We start from the raw sequence: 20,247 nt of genomic DNA on the forward strand, positions 1-20,247 counted from the left end.
GCGGACTCGGCGGAGCCCGCACGCTTCTCGGAAACGTCCACGAAGCCCCGACGCCGGTGTAAAACGACGAGAGTGGGTAGCCCACAGACATGATCGTCCAACGAACGTCGAGTGGTCCGACATGATCAGCGACCACGCCGTGAACGATGGATCGCGGTGGACGTACAGCGGCACCGCCACAGCCGAGGCAGCCGGGATGCTGCGTCGTCGGTTGTATGCATGGCTCGAACAACGTGGTCTGACGGCAATTACGAACGATGTCGCTCTGGCTGCGTACGAGGCGATGGCCAACAGCGTCGAACACGCGTACACGGGGGTGTCAGGTGTGGGGCCGCTGACCATCACTGCGGTGCACGACGCGTCGATGGTCACCGTCACGGTTTCGGACGCCGGAGAGTGGCACCCCCCGACGGCGAGCGCATACCGCGGACGCGGTCTGGACCTGGCGTCGAAGGTAACCGACAGATTCGACGTGGAACACGACGGGGTCGGGACAACCGTCACCCTCGGATGGGACGCATCGCCCGTCGAGACTGACCGAACACCCCCGCGCGCATAAGGTCGACGATCGGGTAGAACGGAATTTGGTAGAACTTGCAGGTACGGGGTTCTGAGTTCAAGACAACGACGTGGACGATCGGAGGCGGAAAACCATGACGTCGAGCGACGATCTCCCCTCTGTGTCCGCCGACTCCAAGACAGCTAGCGACTTCGAGGCATCCGGCGCACTCGATCCACGTCAGGCTCTTCGGCTCCTCGATACCGCGCCGACCGGATACTTGGCCGTAGATGCATCGACCGGCATCATCCGTTATGCGAATGCGACTCTGTGCAGGGTCGTCCAGTCGACGGTCGACGACGTCGTCGGTAGCTCGGTCGGTGCTTTGTTCGCTCCGTCCAGTTCGTCCACGATTGCCGCCCTGTTGGATTCCAGCGTCGAGGCCGACGCCGAAGCCGGTATGGCTGTCGGAGCATCGGCGGACTTGGTCACCGGTCTCGATGCTTCGGTCGCGGTGCAGATCATGGCGAACCGTAGCGTCGAGCCGTCCGGGGCGGTGGTTCGGCTCAGTCTGCACAGCGCTGCCGCTCACCGCATTCGCGAACGGAACTTGATCGATGCCCGCGACGACGCCGTAGCTGCTCAAACCGATGTCGAAAACGCGCTGACCCGATCTCAGTCCGCTCTCGGGGAGTCGGAGGACGCTCGCAAGACTGCCGAATCCGAACGCACCCAGATTCAGATTCTGGCCACGACGCTCCAGCGCACCCTGCTGCCTCCGGTTCTCTCCGCTCCGGCGGGCATGGAGGCAATCGGCTACTACCACCATTCCTCGACCGAGGAAGTCGGCGGAGACTTCTACGACGTGTTTCCTCTCGATGACAAGACCTGGGGCTTCTTCCTCGGTGATGTCAGCGGCAAAGGTGCCGGCGCTGCGGCGGTGACATCGTTGACGCGGTACACGCTGCGCGCAGCGGCTGTGTTCGACCGCGACCCGGTGACAGTCCTCGACAATCTCAACACTGTGCTGCATCACGAATTTCGCGGTGACGACCCCCGGTTCTGCACGGTCGTCTACGGAACGATCACCCCTGGAGAGACTGGTGTGGCAATTCACCTGGCCAGCGGCGGACATCCACCGGCGCTGCACATTCGAGCCGATGGCACCGCGGACTACGTCGACACCATCGGCGGACAGCTCGTTGGAGCTCTGCGCACCCCTCATTTCCGGGCGGCGGAGATCACTCTTGCCCCCGGGGACGTGGTGCTGCTCTACACCGACGGACTGACCGAAGCGCACGTCGGTCCGGGCCGTGCCCGCTACGACGACTCCGGGGCGCTCGAGGCGTTCGCCGCGGCGGCTGCTCCGACGACGCCCGCGCGAATCATCGACGACCTGGTGGGACTTCTCGCGGGATTCGGTGCGGGGCTCCAGGACGACGTTGCGCTACTCGCTCTCGGAAATTGAGCGCTACAACAGGGTGCTCGATCGATTGGGCGCGGTAACGATTCATATCGTTCGGGTGCCAAAGTTACGCATGGTGCAGTGGGGTAGTGAATACTGCAGCGGTGATGTCGAAAGAGCAATCCCGACTGTCCGTCGTACCGATGGTGGTCCTGGCAATTACGGGCCTGCTGTTCGCCTCGCAGGGAATCAGTGCAGCCGCGCCGTCAGCGGCGCAGTACACGATGGTGGCCTTCAGCAATGTCAGCGACCGAGACTTGGACGTCTACCAATCGACCGACGGCACACAGTTCGACGCGATTGGACTCTCGGCCTACCGACCGGCGACGGGACTGATGCGCGACCCGAGCGTGTTCAAGCACACCGATGGGGCGTACTACATCACCTACACGACGGGTGGGACGGACATCGGCTTCGCGCGAAGCGAAGACCGCATCAACTGGACGCCGATGAAGTCCCTGCCAGTGCCCTTGTGCTGCTTCCTGTTGCCTGGAACGGGCGATGGTAAGGGGCTGCTCTCGGGATCGGCCGGCTTCCCGGACATCCCGTCGCTGTCGCCGTTCACGACCAAGGCGTGGGCGCCCGAATGGTTCGTCGACGGTGACCGCGTCAACATCATCGTCTCGCTGTCGACCGGAGGCGGATTCGTTCCGTACCTTCTGACAGCGCAGGATTCGTCGCTGAGCACGTGGAGCATGCCGGTCCCGCTCGCAGGGCTCGGGGCGGACCGAATCGACACAACCATCGTCAAGGTGAACTCGACCTATCACGCGTTCACCAAGAACGAGACACACAAGTTCATCGAACATGCGATTGCGCCGTCGCTCACCGGTCCGTACACGTTCGTCCCGCCGGGTGATTGGGGCACGTTGCGCGAGGGCCCTGCATTGGCCGAGTTGCCGAACGGTGATTGGCGAATCTATTACGACGCCTACATCGAGGGCAAGTACTTCTACTCCGACAGTTCGGACGGGCTCAACACGTGGTCGGCGCCCAAAGAACTCCCCGGCCTTTCGGGGTCGGTCCGCCACGTCGGGGTGCTGCGCGAGCCGGCCTGACACCGACTCGGTCGTCGGTCGGTTCCACGAGCCGTCGACGACTGCCCCGTGCTCGCTCGAAGACAAGAGTCCCGATGTCCCGCCGGACCGTCACCCATACGTCCACCGCCGTGCTCCGAATACCTACCTGAGCGCACCGCGCACCGAAAAGGTGCTGGGCCGAGTGCGGAAGGCAGTCAAGACGGAGGTTCATCGACAGTGCGAGGCAATCGGAGTCACCTGAGTGTTGTGCGCACCCCGGAGGCCGCAGCCGCGTCGGGTCCGGCTGTATCGGTTGCGGCAGTATCGGTGGTACGGACAGCCACGGGTGCGAACGTGATCAGGGTGCGTGCGGAGAACCTGGTCCCCGGTCAGGTGTGCGAGGTGTTGCACAACGGCGTCTTCTCGCTGAGCCACAGTGTGGTCGTGCCGGCGGGGGAGAGCAGCGTGACCATGTCGACGTTCGCTCTGGCGGGTGGACGCTACGAGGTTTCACTCCGAATCGACGGCACCGTTCAGGTGCCCGCAGTCAGGAGGACGGTGTTCGTCCGCACGCGGAACGAGACGAACTCCTCTGCGGTCTGACGGGTCGGCACGCCCCGAGATTTTTCTGTCCGGCGTGCTTCGGCAATTGACGACGGACGGCCGCATAGCTGTTTGCTCAACCACGCCACCGTCCGCGGGCGTCGCAGACTGCACGACGCCGACATAGCCATTCCTCGTGAGCGTGCACTCGAAACCCATTGTGCGAAAACAACCGTTCGGGGATCAGATGTCCGCAGGGGTCGGGTGATCTGTTTCGACGAGTTCGCGGGCCACGAGGTGCAGTCGCCTGTTCTGTTGCTGAGACAGCTTGGACAACAACTCGAAGGCCTGCACGGCATCGATGTCGAATCGCTCCATGATCATTCCCTTCGCCTGACCGATGATGTCTCGGTTGGCCAGGCCCGCTCGGAACTGCTCGTCGTCTCGCGCAGCGAGCATCGCAATAGCTGCGTGGGCCGCGAACGCCTCACCGACGGTGACTGCGTCGGCATCGAAGGCTCCGGTCTCCGCGCTGTAGAGCTGCAGGACCCCCAGATCGTCGGCGTTGCTGTAGAGCTGAAAGGCAGCGAGTGATGCAATGCCGTTGCCACGGGCGGCGACTGCGAACCGCGGCCAACGGTTCTCGTTCTCGAGATCCTCGGACACCACGACGTCGAGATGTCGAACCTCGGTGATGACCGGTCCCTCGTCGAGTTCGTATTGGAGTAGACACAACTCTTCGGCCAACGGGTCCGTGGTTGCGAGGACGGTTCGCTCACCCTTGTTCAGGGTGGTGATGCACGCAGTGGTGGTGCCCGCGATCATAACCCGTGCACTACGGAGGATCTCGTCGAGCGTCTGCGGCATCGAACGCCTCGAATCACGAAGAGTACGAGCGAATTCGGCGAGTGATACAGCCGTCTCCGACTGGCGGCCTTCATTCGGCGTACGCGGCATCCGCAGTTCCCTCTCGTAGTGAATCCCGCAGTTCCCCTGCTCTGGATCCCCGGTCGTGCGCCTTCTGCTGGACGCCCGTACCGGCAGGTAAGGCCGGCTTCGCAATTTTATACGACCACGTGCGGCGAACGCCCGGGTCGTCGGTGTCGTCTACGATTCGGATCGAAATCTCCAACACATGACGGAAGGCGTCACAGCGTGATCACCGGCAGCGTCGTTGCAATTGTCACCCCGATGTCCGAAACGGGGGAAGTCGACCACGGCGCACTCGAAGTGCTCGTGGAACGCCAGGTCACCGCTGGTACGTCGGCCATCGTGTCCGTCGGGACAAGCGGCGAGGCGTCCACGCTGTCGGTGACCGAACACACCGAGGTCATCCGACGCACGATCGACGTCGTAGCGGGTCGTGTGCCCGTCATCGCAGGCACCGGGGCCAACTCGACCACCGAGGCGATTCATCTGACCACGTCTGCACGGGCTGCGGGCGCGGACGGTGCTCTGCTCGTGACCCCGTACTACGTCAAGCCACCGCAAGAGGGGCTGTACCGACACTTCGTGGCGATCGCCGAGGCCGTGGACATCCCGCAGTATCTCTACAACGTTCCGTCTCGAACGGGCTGCGACATGTTGCCGTCGACGGTCGCACGACTGGCGCAGGTGCCGAACATCGTCGGGCTCAAAGAAGCCGCAGGCGACCTCGACCGAGTGCGGGACCTCGTCGCACTCGAGCTCGAAGATTTCGCGCTGTACTCCGGCGACGACGGCACGGCCCGCGCGAGCATGCTGGCAGGCTTCCACGGAAACATCTCCGTCACAGCCAACGTCGCGCCCGAGGCCATGGCTCGTATGTGTGCGGCAGCATTGGCAGGCAACGCGGAACTGGCATCCGAGATCGACGCGACCCTGGCCGGGTTGCACAGCGCACTGTTCGCAGAGCCCAACCCGATCCCGGTCAAATGGGCACTCGCCGAAATGGGATTGATGAAGGGCGGAATCCGGCTCCCGCTCGTCGAACTCGACGAGTGGCACCACGAAGACGTGCGCGCAGCTCTTCGGACCGCAGGTCTTCTGGACTGAGCCCGCGCCCATCTCGGGCGTCCGATTCGAATCGACCGGGCACCCTCGGCCATAATCGACGCATGTCCAAGATCGCGTACGTCATCGCAGGCTCGGAAGCCACCGGGGGAGCCGGCCTACAAGCCGACCTCAAGACCTTCGAGAGGCTCGGTGTCTACGGCGTCGGAACGATCACGTGCATCGTGTCGTTCGATCCGAAGTCCGATTGGGGTCACCGTTTCGTACCGATCGCCGGTCCCGTCATCGCCGATCAGATCGAGGCCGCAACCGCGGCCCATGATCTGGACGTTGTCAAGATCGGCATGCTGGGAACTCCGGACACCGTGGAAACCGTCGCGAATGCACTGAAGAAGCAGCCGTGGCGACATGTAGTGGTCGATCCCGTCTTGATCTGCAAAGGCCAGGAACCGGGGGCAGCGCTCGATACCGACAATGCGTTGCGCAGCGAGATCCTGCCGTTGGCTACAGTCATCACCCCGAACTTGTTCGAAGCACAGACGCTTTCCGGTATGGAGACGCTCGAGACCATCGACGATCTCGCCGAGGCAGCGCGGCGCATCGCCGATCTGGGTCCGCGCTATGTCGCGGTGAAAGGCGGTACCGGACTGCCCGGCGACGAGGCGATCGATGTGTTCTTCGACGGCAAGGACGTGACGATTCTCCGCGCGCCGAAGATCGGAAACGAACGCGTTTCCGGTGCAGGATGTGTATTCGCCGCCGCCATCACAGCCGAGCTCGCCGCAGGGTCATCCGTTCTCGACGCCGTCGGCGCGGCCAAAGATTTCGCGCACGCAGGAATCGTCGGTCGGATCACCACTGCCGCACCGTTCACCGCAGTCGGCTGGCAGAACTGACCCTGACCGCAGCTCGAGCCATACCTTCGGGCGTTCTATAGATCGACTATGCCCGCGATGTGGGTGTCGAGGTTGATCCGGACTCGTCCCGAGGGCGGGGGCGAGCCGATGCCGAACGCGCGTACGACAGCTGCGACGGACGCACCTCCCAGAGCAACGTCGCCCCCGAGCTGTGGCCACGTGGACAGCGTCCGACCGATTTCCGGTATCGATGCCAACATTCGTGGCGTCAGTTTCGACGGATCGAGGATCCGGGCCGCGAGCGGGGCCTTCTGTTCCGGTGTGATGTCGGCCAGGGCTGAGGCGTCGAGATCACCGAGCAACCCGTGCAGCAGTGGACGATCCGGCTCCAGGTCGAACCGCTCTACATCGAGGATTCCGCCGTCGCTGGTTTCCATGACGACCGGGATTCGACGGCGTCGCGCATGCTCGCGGAGAACCAATTTCGTATCGAGCGAATCGCATTCGTCGATGACGATGTCCAGTCCGTCCAGAAACGCGTCGAACGTACTCGCGACAAGTCCCTCCGGGAAGGTCGTCACTGACAAGTAGGGGTCCAGTTCGGCGATTCGGCGTGCGGCGACGACGGTCTTGTTGACATCGAGGTCGAAGAGTGACGCCGGAACGCGGTTGAGGTTGGACAAATCGAGGTCGTCGAAGTCTGCGAGGCGCAGTTCGCCGCACAGCCCTTCGATAGCGAGGGTGTGTGCGACGGCATGGCCGACACTGAGCCCGACGACACCGACTCGAAGCTCGGTCATCGCGTCCTGCTCGACCGCAGTGATCTTGTTCCGGTTTCGATCCAGCCTCAGCAGGCGGAACGCCCGTGGGCCCAGTACGCGAACGAGGGAACGGCGCCAGGGATAGTGCACCCAGCGGAGGTCTTCGTCGAGAATGTCCTTCGAGGGTGTCGGCAGAAGTTCGCCGAGGGACCCCCGCTGATTCGGAGTCGTATCCACGACATGAGTTCCACCCCGACCGATCAGCTCGTCGTACCGTGCGCGGTCCGCCGCTACACCCAGATCCAGTACGTGATGCTCTGCCACGTCCACCCTCGTTCGTATTCCATGTGCGGCGTTGATTCGCCCGCTGCCGATACGGTATCGGACGCGAAAATTCTCGTGAGCTTCCACAAACTTCGGGTGCAGATCCTGGACAGTCAGCGGCACCCGTGTGTGCCATCTCATCACTTTGGACGGTTTACCGACCACATCTGACCAGTTCAGAGGGGAAAATAGCCGACCCAGCAGGAACAATGAAGGAACTGTCGTCCGGCAGTCGTATCGTCCGGCCCGCTCGGAGTCGGACTGTAACCGAGGAGTAGACGTGGTTGTGCACACTGCGAGAGCCGCTTTTCCGTCGACCGTTCACCACAGAGGTCGAGACACGAACCCCCTCAGGACGCGGCTGTCTCCGCGTCTCGGTCTCCTGAATTCGTCGTTCGGACCGCGTTCCAGCGTGTCGGCCGACGGGACAATGGAGCTGGTCGTGGCCACTCCTTCCGCAGCGCCGAATCTGTGGGATCGCTATGTCGACGGCGCGTGGGCATCGTACTCACGGCACGGCGTGACTCGCGCGCTCGACATCGACGAGGTCGCATCCGGCGCGACCACGACACTGTTCTACGTCGTACTGGGTCGTGAGGGCGAAATGCTGGGTGGAGTTCGCGCGCAAGGCCCGTACACCGTGATCGAGCAGTCGCACGTCCTCACCGAATGGGAACACTCGCCTGGGCTCGATGTGGTTGCCGGTCAACTACGTTCGCGCTTGCCGCAGGGCATCGTCGAGATGAAGAGCGCGTGGGTCGGAAGCGGAGGTCCTGGCCGTCAGGTGTCGGCGATGCTTGCCAGAACAGCGCTTCCTACGATCGAACTGACGGGAAGTCGTTACCTGTTCGCCAGCGCCGCCGATCACGTTCTGCGCCAGTGGGAGTCGTCGGGTGGACGTATCGATGTGACGGTGCCCGCCGCGGCATACCCGAGCGATCAGTATCGGACCCGGCTGATGTGGTGGGACCGCGAGACCTTCGGCCGCGAAGCCCAACCATCGGTGTGGGAAGCAATGGTTACCGACGCCACTGCATTGTGCGGCCACGACTTCTCCTCTGCGGTTGCGTGAGGAAGGGTCACGGCATCGCCCGGCGCGCAAGATCTGCGGCGATCTCGCTGCGTTCCTCGGCGGTGCGGGCTTTCCATGTCACCAGGACAGCGCCGGCGTGGGCTGATCTGTCACGGCCGCTGGATTTCGCATCGTAGAGCGCGTTGTCGGCCGCATGCATGATCGTGTCGATGACGTGCTCAACGTGCGGACTCTCGTGCTCGGCTTCAAAGCTCAGGCGGGGATCGAGAGAGGCACGTACGTCGACCGTTACCGAGCCGACGCTGACGGTGACGTCGCATTCTGCCCGTACTCGTTCGAGGATGGCTGCTTCGAGAGGGGCCCGCGGTTGTAGTTCCGTGAGAATGAGAAATTCCTCGCCGCCGATCCTGGACACGATCGCTTCCTGCGAACCGGTCCTGTCGGTTGCGTGTCGCAGGGCCTCGGCGATGGTGACCAACACCTGATCGCCCGCAGCATGACCGAAGCTGTCGTTGACGGCCTTGAAGTGGTCGATGTCGACGACGTACGCCCACACCCGACCTCGGCTGGTGCAGGCCTTGTCCAAAAGCGCCTCGACCTGGGACAGCATTCCGCGACGGTTGAGCAGTCGTGTGAGCGGATCGGTGTTGGCGAGCACGCTGAGGCGGTCGTTGACCGCGAGCAACGAACGCCGTAGCGCTGCGATCAGAACGACGGGAACCAAGACAGTCGTCGCTGCAGCACCCACTGCGACGAACGTGACGGCGAGCCCGGATTCGGACAGGGTAATGACTGACAACCACGTCGCAAGAAGCACCGAGCCCGACGTCACCGCGGCCGTCACCCGTCCGGGCGACCCCGAGGCAGCGATCGCGGGCACGACGGCCAGCATCGATGTAACAGCCCGGGTCCCGGTGGGGTCGGCGATCAGATACGCGGACACCGCGACGCCGATCATGCCGCCGGTGCCGAGGATGGCGAACTGAACATCGGTCAATCGACCGATCTTTGCAGCGAACAACACTGTGATTGCAGTGAACGCGATGATTGCCGAAAGCAGCGGGAATGCTCCCGGTTTCAAGAACGTGGGTGAGACCATTGCGATGAAGAGCAGCGGGAGCGCCCCAGAGGCGCTCGCGATGACCATCGCCGTCCGCGTATCGAACCGTGACGCAGAGCGACGGGGCTCCGTACTCGTTCGGCGCGGTATCACGCTCATATGTCGGCTGCCTCGTATCGGTGCGGACGGTCGGTCCACGCCAGCATAGCCTCGACCACCCCCGATTTCGATGATCCCAACCAACCCTGGAACCGACCCAATGGTCCGTATCAGCGGACTGAAGCATCACAAACGTCGGTGCACATTTTGCTTGGACGTTTCCGCGGACCAAATTTCGGACATGCGGTCAACATGTCACTTGCGGCACGTCTGGTTGTCGCGGCCAGAGAAGCGAAGAACGACCTGGCGGGAAAAGACACAGCACTGATCGCCGGTGGGCTGACGTTCTACGCCGCGATCGCGATTGTTCCTTTGCTCCTACTCACGATCAGGGCGTCGAGTGCGCTGTGGACGCGGGAATGGGTCGTCGACCGTTTCGGTGACATGGCGATGCTGCTGCCCGACACGCTCGGTGCTCGCACCGCCTTGGCTGCACTCGTTCAGGCGGGAGTCGATCTGGGTCCCCTGGGAATCATCGTCTCGCTTTTCCCCGCGACGTTCTACGGAGAAGGTCTGCGGCGCGCACTGACCCAGTTCACTCCGGTGGAGGAATCGTTTCTCGGCTGGCGGGGGCGCATCTTGGTGCTCCCGTTCGGCTTGCTCGCGCCGATACTTCTGTCGATACTGCTCCTGGCGGCAGAGGGATTGGAACGGTTCACCACTGGGGGAGGCGCCGGCCAACTGACGCTGAGGGTCTGGCTCGGATTCCAGTGCTTGTGGTTGGTCCTGGCGGTTCCGCTCGGATGGGTCTACGGGATCGTTGCGCCGCACAGAATCCGGTTGCTGCACCTGATTCTCGGTTCGCTGGTCGCGTCATCGATTGTGTCGGGATTCGTGTGGGGCTTTGTGCTCTTCCTTGCGATACCGGTCGACATCGGCGCGCCCTTCGGGGGTCTGGACGCCATCGGCGGTGGGATTGCCATCGCGCTGTGGATGTTCCTTCTGCACGTACTCGTCCTGGTGGGGTGGGTGGTGCTGTACCAATTCGACCGCGTCAGCTCAAGCGACGGCGAAGAACGGCCATCAGTTGCACGAAACCGATGAGCGCAAGCGTCACCCCGACGATGCTCGACATGAGGGCGACGAAAGCACTCGAACTCGGCACCAAACCACAGCCGATGGTGAGAACCAACGCCGTCACCACTCGTGACGGGCGCTCCCATACGGTCAGCACACCTACGTCGTCGAGTCCAGCGGCCACGGCCCGAGCTCTGGCAGATTCTTGTAGGAGCGTCGACGCTCCGATCGCGATGAGCAGAGGTACCGGCGCGCCGAGCACGAATGCGCAGCCGAGAAACAGCAACTCGCTGCATCGGTCGGCGACGGTGTCGAGCACGTAGCCCCAGCGCGATTCGGATCGGCCCACCACCGCAACCGCGCCGTCGACACCGTCGAGAAGCGCCGACAGCGCGATGACGCCTGCAGCGAGCAGGGGCCAGTGTGCACCGGCAGCCGACGCTGCGACGGCGGCTGCGGCCATGACGACTCCAGCCGCCGTCACGCTGTGCGGTGAAACGCCACGAGCGACCAGCGGGCGGCTCGCCGCATACATGACTCGGAGCCACGGTGCGACGAACCTGACGGAGCCTGGGTCGATATTGCTGTGCAGCGCAGACCAGTTGGCGAAATATCCCTGCCGGTCGAGCATGTCAGCTCGCGCGGGCGACGATCTTGCTCGCGACGCCGGACAGAATCTGCGCCGGTCGCTGCTGCTCACCCTGCTGTGCTCCCAGAACGACGATCACTCCGGTGAGAACTGGAAGCGCCCACTGCAGGTACTGCAGCTGCTTCTGCGCCGACGCCGCCTCCGGTGGTGTACCCGAAGCAGGCTCGGTTGCCGAGTCGACGGGGTGGCCGGATGCCTGGGCGGTCTTCGCGCCGAGAATGCCGCTGTATGCGGTGGCGGCCAATGCTGCGCCGGTCACGACAACCTTGACCGTCGTGTTGGCCGTGACCCCCTGCTGGTGCTTGGCTCGCTCGCGATTGGCGATGAGGATTCCGGCCCCACCTATGACGTGCGCACCGATCGCGACTGCGTTCGCCGGTGACCATTTTGCCCACCCGGCGGCGGCCACGCGTGCGCGGTCGCGTGGGTCGTGAACCGCTGAGGCGGCCCCGTTGACCCCGATCGCGCCCATGAGCGAACCGCCGAACCACGCCGCAGCGCCGACGTCGTGAAGTGCGCGAATCACTGTGTTCTTTGTTGGCATCGAAAGCCTTTCGAATACCTGCGATGACCACGAATCGGCGACCCGTGATCGTTTCGCAAGTGGATGGCGCAAACGAAACGGCTGTGGCTGCACCGAGTTGTCGCCTCTGCGTCAATACCCGACGTTCGCGAGTTCACACATCCCCGTGGCGGGTTCGAGTGCCGTTACTGTCCTGTTATATTCCGTGATCCGTTCGTGATCTTTGCGACGGGCCAGCTGACACCCCGCGTCGACACACTCGATACCGGAAGCACCTTGAAACTCCTCGAACGTGAGTGGTAACTGCACCAGCGCTACTCACGGTCGAACCTCTCGTACCGCTCCAACCACCGCGGAGGAAACTCATATGACCGCAATTCTTTTCGGATCCATCAGCACCCTTGCCGACACGTCCGAGCTTCAGCGGCGTTCGTTCAACGACGCCTTCGCACAGCACGATCTGAGCTGGAACTGGTCCCGCGAGGACTACGCCTCGATGCTGGGCAGCAACGGCGGGGCTGACCGAATCGCCACCTTCGCCGCATCGCAGGGTCAGGAAGTCGACTCTGCCGCAGTACATTCCACCAAGTCCGAGATCTTTCGAAAACTACTGTCCACCGAGGGGATCGAGCCGAGGCCCGGGGTACTCGAAACCGTGGCGAGTGCACGCGAGCACGGACTCAAGCTGGGACTGGTGACCACCACGTCACCCGAGAACGTCTCGGCCCTCCTGGACTCGTTCGAAAAACTCAGCGCAGATGCCTTCGACATAGTGGTCGACAAGACGCAGGTCAGCGGAGTCAAGCCCGACCCGGAGGCGTACCGCTTCGCCGTCGACGGACTCGGGGAGAGCGCGGAGCACTGCATCGCCATCGAGGACAACGTCGGCGGACTCGAATCCGCTGCGGCTGCATCCATCGCGTGCGTCGCATTTCCGAACTCCAACACCACCGGTGGAGACTTTTCTGCGGCAGTTGGAACGGTCGACCGTCTGGATCCCGACCAGCTCCGCAACTGGGCGGAGGGCCGACGATGAGTGAGATGGAAGCCACGGTCACCGCCACAGAGCGCGCATTCCACGTCGAGGGGTACGAGCGGATCGAGTACGACCTCGTCTACGTCGACGGGGTGTTCGACCCTGCCAACACCGAACTTGCCGACAGCTACACGCCGTACGGCAGGGCTCTGATGGTCGTGGACGAGACGGTGTACGGCCTGTACCGCGATCGTATCCACGCCTATTTCGATCACCACTCGATCGATCTCACAGTCGTCCCCGTGAAGATTGCGGAGACCGCGAAGTCGCTGGAGACATTCGAGCAGATCGTCGGCCGGTTCGACGAGTTCGGTCTGGTACGAACCGAGCCGGTCTTGGTGGTGGGCGGTGGATTGACCACCGACGTGGCGGGTTTCGCGTGCGCGAGCTATCGACGCAATACCCCCTACATCCGTATCCCGACCACCCTGATCGGGCTGATCGACGCCAGTGTCTCCATCAAGGTCGCGGTCAACTACGGAAAGCACAAGAACCGCCTCGGCGCGTATCACGCGTCGCAAAAGGTGCTGCTCGACTTCTCTTTCCTCGGAACGCTTCCCGAGGATCAGATCCGCAACGGGATGGCTGAGCTCATCAAGATCTCGGTTGTCGGAAACGCCGAGATCTTCGATATGCTCGACGAGCACGGCGTCGAACTTCTCAGCACACGATTCGGGCATCGAGGCGGATCCGCCGAAGTCCGCGCCATCGCGGACAAGCTCACCTACAAGGCCATCGAGACGATGCTCGAACTCGAAGCGCCCAACCTTCACGAAATCCAGCTCGACCGCGTCATCGCGTTCGGCCACACATGGAGTCCGACACTCGAACTCACCCCGCCCGCACCGTTTTTCCACGGTCACGCGATCAACATCGACATGGCTCTGTCGACGACCTTGGCCGAGGAACGTGGCCTGATCACTACCCAGGATCGCGACCGAGTACTCGGTACGATGAATCGACTGGGACTAGCCCTCGACAGCGAGTACCTCACTCCGGAGTTGCTCGCAGAGGCGACGACGTCCATCCTCAGAACACGAGACGGAATCCTGCGTGCAGCGGTTCCCGATCCCATCGGCGCGTGCCGCTTCCTCAACGACATCACTGTCGACGAACTGGCCGACATCTTGACGTTGCACAAAAAGGTATGTGTCGACTTCGAGCGTGGCGGAGCAGGAGTGGAGATGTTCACCGGCGGCGTCGATGCCTGACGTGCGGGCTCGGACGCCGCGGTCGGTGACACCGACAACGATCCTGGCGTCCGAGCTCGCTCAGTTGGTGCGTGCACATGACGAGGGTCGGGTGGACGAGGAGTTCCGGTCGAGGCTGAGGCGAGCGAGTGACCTCGCCGCAGGCCTCGATCCGTACCTCGATCGATGCACCACCGACGAATCTCTCGCGCTGTCCGAACTGTCCCGGAGGACCCGCGAAATCAACTGGGAGGCCCGAGGGCTCGTAGCGGGGTCGGGTCCGTTGGAACAAGAGATGCTGTCCGGGCACGTCGAGGGCCAGGTGCTCAAGTTTCTCGTGCACATGACCCGCGCCGAACGCGTTCTGGAAATCGGAATGTTCACCGGCTACTCGGCTCTGGCGATGGCTGAGGCGGTGCCACCGCACGGGACGGTGGTCGCCTGCGAGGTGGATGCGTTCGTTGCGGACTTCGCGCGTGAATGCTTCGCAGCTTCGCCCGCAGGTCACAAGATCACAGTCCAGGTCGGGCCGGCTGCCGGCACTCTCGAACGGCTGGCCGAAGCTGGATCGGTGTTCGATCTCGTGTTCATCGATGCGGACAAGACCGGGTACTTGGATTACTACCGCCGTCTCTTGGACAGCGGGTTGCTTGCGCCGGACGCCGTGATCGCAGTGGACAACACGCTTATGCAGGGTGCGCCCTATGCCAGCGAAGCGGGCAGGACGCCGAACGGCGACGCCATCGAAAAATTCAATCGATTCGTCGCCGCCGATCCGCGGGTCGAACAGGTACTTCTGCCAGTGCGTGACGGGGTGACGCTCATTCGTCGGGTGAACCCATGACGGGCTCGTCGATGCTGAAGTCGATGGCAGCCCTCGGGGGACTCGCGCTCACCGTGCCCATCGACCTCGCGATCGTGGGAGCAGCGCTCGTGGTTCGGCGCCCTCGTCGGGTCCCGGCATCGGGGCGCACCGTCCTCGTGAGCGGGGGCAAGATGACCAAAGCCCTTGCCCTCGCGCGGGCATTCCACCTCGACGGACATCGCGTCGTGCTAGTCGAGTCGTCCAAGTACCGCTTCACCGGCCACCGCTTCTCACGGGCGGTCGACAAGTTCTACGCCATCCCCGACGTCACCGACCCCGGGTATGCCCGAGCGCTACGCGCAGTGGTGGAAACCGAAGGTGTCGACGTGTTCGTCCCCGTCGCCAGCCCGGCCGCAAGTATTCATGACGCGGATGCGCGCGCGCTGCTCGACGACCTGTGCGAAGTCGTGCACGGTGATTCGGCCACCGTGCGGATGCTCGACGACAAATCCACGTTCTCAGGCGCGGCCGAGTCGTTCGGCTTGCGGGTCCCACACTGGGAGCGCATCACCGACGCCGAACAGGTCAGCTCGTTCGATTTTCGACCGGGCAGCGAGTACATCCTCAAACGAATCGCCTACAACCCGGTGGGACGCATGGATCTGACGCGGCTGTCGGCGTCGACGCCCGAGCGCAATGTGGAGTTCGCTCGTAGCCTGGGCATCTCGGATTCAGACCCGTGGATACTTCAGGAGTTCGTATCCGGCCAGGAGTACTGCACGCACGGAACAGCCCGCGACGGCAGCCTCCAGGTGTACGCATGCTGCGAATCATCCGCGTTCCAGGTCAACTACGAGATGGTCGACAAACCCGAGATACGATCGTGGGTAGAACATTTCGTGAAATCCGTCGGTGCCACGGGGCAGCTTGCGTTCGATTTCATCGAGGCCGAGGACGGTCGTGCATATGCGATCGAGTGCAACCCTCGAACGCACTCCGCGATCACGATGTTCTACGACAACCGACGATTGTCGGCTGCGTACCTCGAGGGGACATCGGAGGTTGTCGTGCCGACAGCGGAGTCGAAACCGACGTACTGGATCTACCACGAGCTGTGGCGTCTGCTTCGTGAACCTGAACGTGCGCAACGTATTCGGACGATCTTCCGCGGTACGGACGCAATCTTCGCAGGGTGGGATCCGCTCCCGTACTTCCTGGTGCATCACCTTCACATCCCGTCGTTGCTGGTCAAGAACCTCGTAGGCGGAGGCAGTTGGTCTCGAATCGACTTCAACATAGGCAAACTCGTCGAATCGGGAGGGGACTGATGATCAATCTGTTGACGCTGGTCGGATCCGCTGTCGACGATTTCCATGCCGAGTTGTCACGGGTGTACGCGCAGGGATTTCTCGATGCGATGGTAGGAAACCCCGACTATTGCGTGTATGTCGCGGTCGTCGCTCCGGACGGCACGTGGCGGTTCCCGTCGGGCCTCGACCTCGAGGGTATCGAGGCCGCCGAGCCGTTGGCGACACCCGAGGCGCTGGCGTGGGTGATACGTAACGAGATCGATGTCGTCGTACCCCAGATGTTCTGCAGACCTGGCATGACGACCTTCCGTGCTGCGTTCGACCTGATCGGCGTTCCGTACGTCGGAAACACACCCGAAACGATGGCTTTGACAGCGGACAAGCATCGCGCCCGCGCGGTGGTGGCAGCAGCCGGAGTGGCGGTTCCGCGCGGCGAGGTCGTTCGGTCGTCGACCGGTTCGCTTGTTGCTCTTCCGGTTGTCGTCAAGCCTGTGGACGCCGACAACTCGATGGGAGTATCGCTCGTCCGGGACTCGCAGGAGCTCGGCGATGCGGTCGATCTTGCCTTGCAGTATTCGGCATCAGCACTGGTGGAGCAGTACATTCCGTTGGGACGTGAGGTGCGGTGCGGGGTCGTCGATCGTGACGGTGAGCTGATGTGTCTGCCGCTGGAGGAGTACGCCGTGGACACGGAGATCAGGCGCAGCACGGACAAGCTCGACCGATCCGACTCAGGAGATCTGTTCCTCGTCGCGAAGGACGACTCCAAGGCGTGGATCGTCGACGCCGACGATCCGATCGTCGGCGCAGTGTGGGCGGCTGCCCGGACGTGTTATGACGCCTTGGGCTGCAGGCATTACGGATTGTTCGACTTTCGGATCGATCCCGAGGGTAATCCCTGGTTTCTCGAAGCGGGTCTGTACTGCTCGTACTCGCCGAGCAGTGTCGTCGCGGTCATGGCCGCCGCCGCAGGCATCGAAGTCCGTGAATTGTTCGCGATCGCATTGGCGGAGATAGAACGAGAGGTGAACGGCCGATGAGGGTCGAGACACTGGCACCGCTGGGTGCACTTGTCACCGAAGTCGCTGTCGGAGCACTCGATTCGGCGTCGGTGACGACCATCGAGCGCGTGCTCGCCGAGCGCGGGGTGATCGTGCTGCCGAACCAAGTGGTGGACAACGATGCCTTCCTGGCGTTCCTGATGTCGTTCGGCGATCTGGTGTTCACCGAAGGCGAGACGCCCGTCGACGGATACCCGGATCTCAACGTGATCAGCAATCTCGGCCGGAAGACCCGCCGAAATCCACCTTCCACGTCGACACGACCTACGTGTCGAACCCGCCCGCGTACACCGCACTCCGCGCTGTTGAGGTTCCGTCCCGCGGAGGTACGACCGTGTTCAGTGACCAATACCGCGCCTACGACACCCTCCCGCGCGAGGACCGGGCATTCATCGAAAAGCGGACCGTCACCCACAGGGTCACGGGATTGGACGGGATCGACGGCTCGGCAGTCCATCCGCTCGTCAGGCAGCATCCTATCTCGGGGCGGAAGGCCCTGTACCTGTCGGCACCTGCCCGTTGCGTCGCGGTGAGTGGAATGGCGCAAGACGACGCAGGGGAGTTCGTTCGCTATCTCGTCGATCATTCCACGCGCGAGGACAATCTCTACCGTCATCCCTGGGCGCCGGGCGATGTGGTGATGTGGGACAACCGATGTGTCATGCACAAAGCGGATCACAGCGGCGTCGAAGGAGCCAGAGTCATGCACCGCGGAATGGTGGCAAATCAGCCCGAGTCGTCCATGACCGGCCGTCCGTAACCTGCCGCCGTTGACTGGTGTCCCTCCGCGAATGCCTGGGCCGATCTGATCGGTGGTCGTGTTTTACCCGGCAGCCTCTCGGGTAGCAAACATCGGTGCGGGGTAAAGAAATTGTGCGGAACAGCGGCGGGCCTTGGCTCGTCGCTGCGGCCAAGTCGACGATTGCTGCAGTAGTGGCATGGTGGTTGGCCGATGATGTGGTCGGAAGCCCTCAGAGTTTCCTGGCACCGTATACAGCTTTGTTCATGATAGGCGTGACGGTACGCGCCTCGGGTTCTGCCGCGGTCCGTCAGGTCGGTGTGGTGACCATCGGTGTCGCGCTCGCGGCCGCGGCTGCTTTCGTGCTGCCCACGGTTCCGGCGGTCGCGGTAACCGTTGCGGTCGGAACTGTGATCGGTCGGTGGAGGATCTTCTCCCCGGACGGAATGTGGATCGCGATCACTGCGCTGTTGGTTCTGTTGTACGGGACCGCGACCGACGAAAGCATGGTGCTCTATCGAATCGTCGACGTCGCTTTGGGAGCGGCGGTGGGCATAGCGGTCAACGCAATCGTGCTACCACCGGAGTTTCTCTCCGAGGCACGGGATCTCATCGTGGCGCGGTCGAAGGGCCAGGCCGATCTTCTGCGCAGTGTGGCTCGCGTGGTCCGAGACGGGCAACACGTCCAGTGGGAACTTCGTACCGAGCTCTGGGAGCTGTTCAAGGCCTCGGGCGTGACCGCAGCGCTCGATCGGGGCAAGGACAGTCTGCGGGGAAATATCAGACGCTGGGGATGGGCCCGCGTCGGCGGCGACGGAATCTATCGTCCCGTGGCTACCGCCCTCGATCGGACTCTCATATCGCTGGCGGCCGTCGTGGTCGGGGTCGAAGGTCTGTCGCAGATGTCCGAGGAGGGCCGTGAGGGGCACCGCGAAGACGTAGCGGACCTTCTTGACATGGTCGCCGACGCCATGGACGAGTTGGGGCACGATCCCGCTCGTCATCACACCCCGTATTCACGGTTGACGAGCGATCACCTACCCGAGGCGATGCGCCTGAGCGAAGTCGTCCGATCTTCTCTGCACGACGCCGGCCGCGATGCCGATGCGATCGCGGGGATCGTCGTCGCGATCGACGCCGTCAACGCCACGCTCTACCGACTGGGTGACGGGTCTGTTGCCACTGGGTGAGAGGGTGCCTGCACCACCCACAGCGGCGGTTCACCTCGGAGCACTCGCGCGGTGTTCTCGGCGACCATCGACGAAATGCGCCGTAGTGCAGTCGAAGTACCACCGGCAACGTGAGGGCTGAGGAGCACGTTGTCCAGCGTGCGGAGGCGTGAGTCGGCGGGGAGGGGTTCGGTGGCGACGACGTCGAGAGCGGCGCCGCCGATACTTCCGGTCGCGAGGGCGTCGATCAACGCGCCCTCGTCGACGACGCCTCCCCGTGCGACGTTGACGAAGATGGAGTCGGCCGGCATTGCGTCGAAGTGAGACGCACCGATCAGGTTGCGTGTGTGCGGTGTCAGCGGCACGGCAACGACGACGATGTCCGACGCCGCGACGAGATCCGGCAACAGGCGGTATTCCAGTCCTGACGCCGGCCTCTCGTGTCTGCTGAAGTAGCTGACCTCGCATCCGTACGCCGAGAACAACGTCGCGGCTCGCCGGCCGATGTCGCCGAACCCGACGATGCCCACGCGGCACTCGCCGAGTTCGCGGCAACCCTCGTACAGAATGGACTCCTGCGGCCATTCGCCTGCTCGAACCTGCGCGTCGGCCCATCCCATCGATCTGTTCAGGAACGATGCGGCTGTAACGGCCCACTCCGCGACGGACTCGGTGTTGCCGCCTGGGGCGTTGGAGACGGGAACACCCGCTCGGGACCAGGCGTCCACGTCGATGAAGTTGACTCCGATGCCTGGCTGTTGAATCAATTTGACACGAGGGCCGAGTGCCGCTTCTTCCGGGCCGAGAGGGAGGTCGCCGCTCCAGTCCCCGATGACGACATCGGAATCGGGCAGAAGCTCGCGCACCGCCGGCAGTGTTCGCTCGGCCGGCCGGACGACTCGACCGCCGTCGCCGACGGCCGATTCGATCGCGCGTGAGATGACGTCGTCCTGGTCCGTCGTGAGCAGCAAGATCGTGTCCATTGGTCGAGACTTTACCGACCAGGTTCGCCGCGGACCCCGCACGTCACACGACA

Annotated in this window: 20 protein-coding genes and 1 pseudogene; 15 read left to right on the top strand and 6 right to left on the bottom strand. The window is 63.3% G+C overall.

What is annotated here, in order from left to right:
- Positions 1-121: 121 nt before the first annotated feature.
- The 4 genes from D8W71_RS12095 (at position 122) to D8W71_RS27970 (ending at position 3,586) form a co-directional block, all read left to right on the top strand.
- On the top strand, positions 122-559 hold the full coding sequence (locus D8W71_RS12095) for an ATP-binding protein (protein WP_121113790.1): 438 nt from the start codon (positions 122-124) through the stop codon (positions 557-559).
- A gap of 94 nt (positions 560-653) precedes the next feature.
- Positions 654-1,967, top strand: a complete 1,314-nt coding sequence (locus D8W71_RS12100) for a PP2C family protein-serine/threonine phosphatase (protein WP_121113792.1) — start codon at positions 654-656, stop codon at positions 1,965-1,967.
- Between the two features lie 140 nt (positions 1,968-2,107).
- Positions 2,108-3,022 carry a glycoside hydrolase family 43 protein gene (locus D8W71_RS12105; RefSeq protein ID WP_121113794.1) on the top strand — a complete coding sequence of 305 codons (915 nt, stop codon included), beginning with the start codon at positions 2,108-2,110 and terminating at the stop codon, positions 3,020-3,022.
- Positions 3,023-3,250: 228 nt separating this feature from the next.
- Positions 3,251-3,586, top strand: coding sequence for a hypothetical protein (locus tag D8W71_RS27970; protein ID WP_236077851.1), 336 nt, complete (start codon positions 3,251-3,253; stop codon positions 3,584-3,586).
- Between the two features lie 183 nt (positions 3,587-3,769).
- Here D8W71_RS27970 and D8W71_RS12115 read toward each other — a convergent pair whose 3' ends face one another.
- On the bottom strand, positions 3,770-4,393 hold the full coding sequence (locus D8W71_RS12115; RefSeq protein WP_236077852.1) for a GAF and ANTAR domain-containing protein: 624 nt from the start codon (positions 4,391-4,393) through the stop codon (positions 3,770-3,772).
- Between the two features lie 288 nt (positions 4,394-4,681).
- On the opposite strand from D8W71_RS12115, the gene dapA reads away from it, so the two are divergent.
- Both dapA and thiD read left to right on the top strand, forming a co-directional pair.
- On the top strand, positions 4,682-5,560 hold the full coding sequence (dapA, locus tag D8W71_RS12125; protein ID WP_121113800.1) for a 4-hydroxy-tetrahydrodipicolinate synthase: 879 nt from the start codon (positions 4,682-4,684) through the stop codon (positions 5,558-5,560).
- Positions 5,561-5,622: 62 nt separating this feature from the next.
- Positions 5,623-6,414: a bifunctional hydroxymethylpyrimidine kinase/phosphomethylpyrimidine kinase gene (thiD, locus tag D8W71_RS12130; RefSeq protein WP_121113802.1), complete on the top strand. Its 792-nt coding sequence runs from the start codon at positions 5,623-5,625 to the stop codon at positions 6,412-6,414.
- A 35-nt stretch (positions 6,415-6,449) separates the two neighbouring features.
- On the opposite strand, the gene D8W71_RS12135 is transcribed toward thiD, so the two are convergent.
- Positions 6,450-7,460 (bottom strand): Rv1355c family protein, encoded by a 1,011-nt coding sequence (locus tag D8W71_RS12135; RefSeq protein ID WP_121119038.1) that lies wholly within the window; start codon positions 7,458-7,460, stop codon positions 6,450-6,452.
- A gap of 442 nt (positions 7,461-7,902) precedes the next feature.
- Here D8W71_RS12135 and D8W71_RS12140 point away from each other — a divergent pair, with 442 nt between their 5' ends.
- Positions 7,903-8,532 (top strand): hypothetical protein, encoded by a 630-nt coding sequence (locus D8W71_RS12140; protein ID WP_236077853.1) that lies wholly within the window; start codon positions 7,903-7,905, stop codon positions 8,530-8,532.
- 7 nt (positions 8,533-8,539) lie between these two features.
- Here D8W71_RS12140 and D8W71_RS12145 read toward each other — a convergent pair whose 3' ends face one another.
- Entirely contained in the window at positions 8,540-9,640 is a 1,101-nt protein-coding gene (locus D8W71_RS12145; protein WP_236077854.1) for a GGDEF domain-containing protein, read from the bottom strand.
- Between the two features lie 264 nt (positions 9,641-9,904).
- Here D8W71_RS12145 and D8W71_RS12150 point away from each other — a divergent pair, with 264 nt between their 5' ends.
- Positions 9,905-10,756, top strand: coding sequence for a YhjD/YihY/BrkB family envelope integrity protein (locus tag D8W71_RS12150; protein WP_161965459.1), 852 nt, complete (start codon positions 9,905-9,907; stop codon positions 10,754-10,756).
- On the opposite strand, the gene D8W71_RS12155 is transcribed toward D8W71_RS12150, so the two are convergent.
- Together D8W71_RS12155 and D8W71_RS12160 are read right to left on the bottom strand one after the other, a co-directional pair.
- Positions 10,707-11,360 carry a CDP-alcohol phosphatidyltransferase family protein gene (locus D8W71_RS12155; protein ID WP_121113809.1) on the bottom strand — a complete coding sequence of 218 codons (654 nt, stop codon included), beginning with the start codon at positions 11,358-11,360 and terminating at the stop codon, positions 10,707-10,709. The genes D8W71_RS12150 and D8W71_RS12155 overlap by 50 nt on opposite strands.
- Position 11,361: 1 nt before the next feature.
- The gene (locus D8W71_RS12160) at positions 11,362-11,922 is read right to left on the bottom strand and encodes a hypothetical protein (RefSeq protein ID WP_121113811.1); all 561 of its coding nucleotides are present in this window, start codon (positions 11,920-11,922) and stop codon (positions 11,362-11,364) included.
- A gap of 346 nt (positions 11,923-12,268) precedes the next feature.
- Between D8W71_RS12160 and D8W71_RS12165 the strand changes: the two genes are divergently transcribed.
- The 7 genes and pseudogenes from D8W71_RS12165 to D8W71_RS12195 all read left to right on the top strand — a co-directional run bounded on the left by D8W71_RS12165 (position 12,269) and on the right by D8W71_RS12195 (position 19,232).
- Positions 12,269-12,937, top strand: coding sequence for an HAD family hydrolase (locus D8W71_RS12165; protein ID WP_121113813.1), 669 nt, complete (start codon positions 12,269-12,271; stop codon positions 12,935-12,937).
- Positions 12,934-14,148 carry a sedoheptulose 7-phosphate cyclase gene (locus tag D8W71_RS12170; protein WP_121113815.1) on the top strand — a complete coding sequence of 405 codons (1,215 nt, stop codon included), beginning with the start codon at positions 12,934-12,936 and terminating at the stop codon, positions 14,146-14,148. Before D8W71_RS12165 ends, D8W71_RS12170 begins: the two co-directional genes overlap by 4 nt.
- Positions 14,141-14,971: an O-methyltransferase gene (locus tag D8W71_RS12175; protein WP_236077855.1), complete on the top strand. Its 831-nt coding sequence runs from the start codon at positions 14,141-14,143 to the stop codon at positions 14,969-14,971. Before D8W71_RS12170 ends, D8W71_RS12175 begins: the two co-directional genes overlap by 8 nt.
- Complete coding sequence (locus D8W71_RS12180; protein ID WP_121113819.1) at positions 14,968-16,260, top strand: ATP-grasp enzyme; 1,293 nt, start codon at positions 14,968-14,970, stop codon at positions 16,258-16,260. Before D8W71_RS12175 ends, D8W71_RS12180 begins: the two co-directional genes overlap by 4 nt.
- A complete protein-coding gene (locus D8W71_RS12185) occupies positions 16,260-17,282 on the top strand; it encodes a D-alanine--D-alanine ligase family protein (RefSeq protein ID WP_236077856.1) in 1,023 nt (340 codons plus the stop codon). Before D8W71_RS12180 ends, D8W71_RS12185 begins: the two co-directional genes overlap by 1 nt.
- Positions 17,279-18,063 (top strand): annotated as a pseudogene (locus D8W71_RS12190) (TauD/TfdA dioxygenase family protein). Before D8W71_RS12185 ends, D8W71_RS12190 begins: the two are co-directional and overlap by 4 nt.
- Positions 18,064-18,236: 173 nt before the next feature.
- On the top strand, positions 18,237-19,232 hold the full coding sequence (locus D8W71_RS12195; RefSeq protein ID WP_268959867.1) for an FUSC family protein: 996 nt from the start codon (positions 18,237-18,239) through the stop codon (positions 19,230-19,232).
- On the opposite strand, the gene D8W71_RS12200 is transcribed toward D8W71_RS12195, so the two are convergent.
- Positions 19,196-20,194: a 2-hydroxyacid dehydrogenase gene (locus D8W71_RS12200; protein ID WP_121113821.1), complete on the bottom strand. Its 999-nt coding sequence runs from the start codon at positions 20,192-20,194 to the stop codon at positions 19,196-19,198. The two genes, D8W71_RS12195 and D8W71_RS12200, sit on opposite strands and share 37 nt — an antisense overlap.
- Positions 20,195-20,247 lie beyond the last annotated feature (53 nt).

The organism is Rhodococcus sp. P1Y (genome assembly GCF_003641205.1).
GTDB lineage: Bacteria > Actinomycetota > Actinomycetes > Mycobacteriales > Mycobacteriaceae > Rhodococcoides.

What these genes read in the sequence shown, in the direction of transcription:
- D8W71_RS12155 (WP_121113809.1), bottom strand. Translation starts at nt 11,360, where the DNA reads ATGCTCGACCGGCAGGGATATTTCGCCAACTGGTCTGCGCTGCACAGC.
- D8W71_RS12095 (WP_121113790.1), top strand. Translation starts at nt 122, where the DNA reads ATGATCAGCGACCACGCCGTGAACGATGGATCGCGGTGGACGTACAGC.
- D8W71_RS12165 (WP_121113813.1), top strand. Translation starts at nt 12,269, where the DNA reads ATGACCGCAATTCTTTTCGGATCCATCAGCACCCTTGCCGACACGTCC.
- D8W71_RS12185 (WP_236077856.1), top strand. Translation starts at nt 16,260, where the DNA reads ATGATCAATCTGTTGACGCTGGTCGGATCCGCTGTCGACGATTTCCAT.
- thiD (WP_121113802.1), top strand. Translation starts at nt 5,623, where the DNA reads ATGTCCAAGATCGCGTACGTCATCGCAGGCTCGGAAGCCACCGGGGGA.
- D8W71_RS12200 (WP_121113821.1), bottom strand. Translation starts at nt 20,194, where the DNA reads ATGGACACGATCTTGCTGCTCACGACGGACCAGGACGACGTCATCTCA.
- D8W71_RS12115 (WP_236077852.1), bottom strand. Translation starts at nt 4,393, where the DNA reads ATGCCGCAGACGCTCGACGAGATCCTCCGTAGTGCACGGGTTATGATC.
- D8W71_RS12160 (WP_121113811.1), bottom strand. Translation starts at nt 11,922, where the DNA reads ATGCCAACAAAGAACACAGTGATTCGCGCACTTCACGACGTCGGCGCT.
- D8W71_RS12100 (WP_121113792.1), top strand. Translation starts at nt 654, where the DNA reads ATGACGTCGAGCGACGATCTCCCCTCTGTGTCCGCCGACTCCAAGACA.
- D8W71_RS12175 (WP_236077855.1), top strand. Translation starts at nt 14,141, where the DNA reads ATGCCTGACGTGCGGGCTCGGACGCCGCGGTCGGTGACACCGACAACG.
- D8W71_RS12150 (WP_161965459.1), top strand. Translation starts at nt 9,905, where the DNA reads ATGTCACTTGCGGCACGTCTGGTTGTCGCGGCCAGAGAAGCGAAGAAC.
- D8W71_RS12180 (WP_121113819.1), top strand. Translation starts at nt 14,968, where the DNA reads ATGACGGGCTCGTCGATGCTGAAGTCGATGGCAGCCCTCGGGGGACTC.
- D8W71_RS12170 (WP_121113815.1), top strand. Translation starts at nt 12,934, where the DNA reads ATGAGTGAGATGGAAGCCACGGTCACCGCCACAGAGCGCGCATTCCAC.
- D8W71_RS12145 (WP_236077854.1), bottom strand. Translation starts at nt 9,640, where the DNA reads ATGGTCATCGCGAGCGCCTCTGGGGCGCTCCCGCTGCTCTTCATCGCA.
- D8W71_RS12105 (WP_121113794.1), top strand. Translation starts at nt 2,108, where the DNA reads ATGGTGGTCCTGGCAATTACGGGCCTGCTGTTCGCCTCGCAGGGAATC.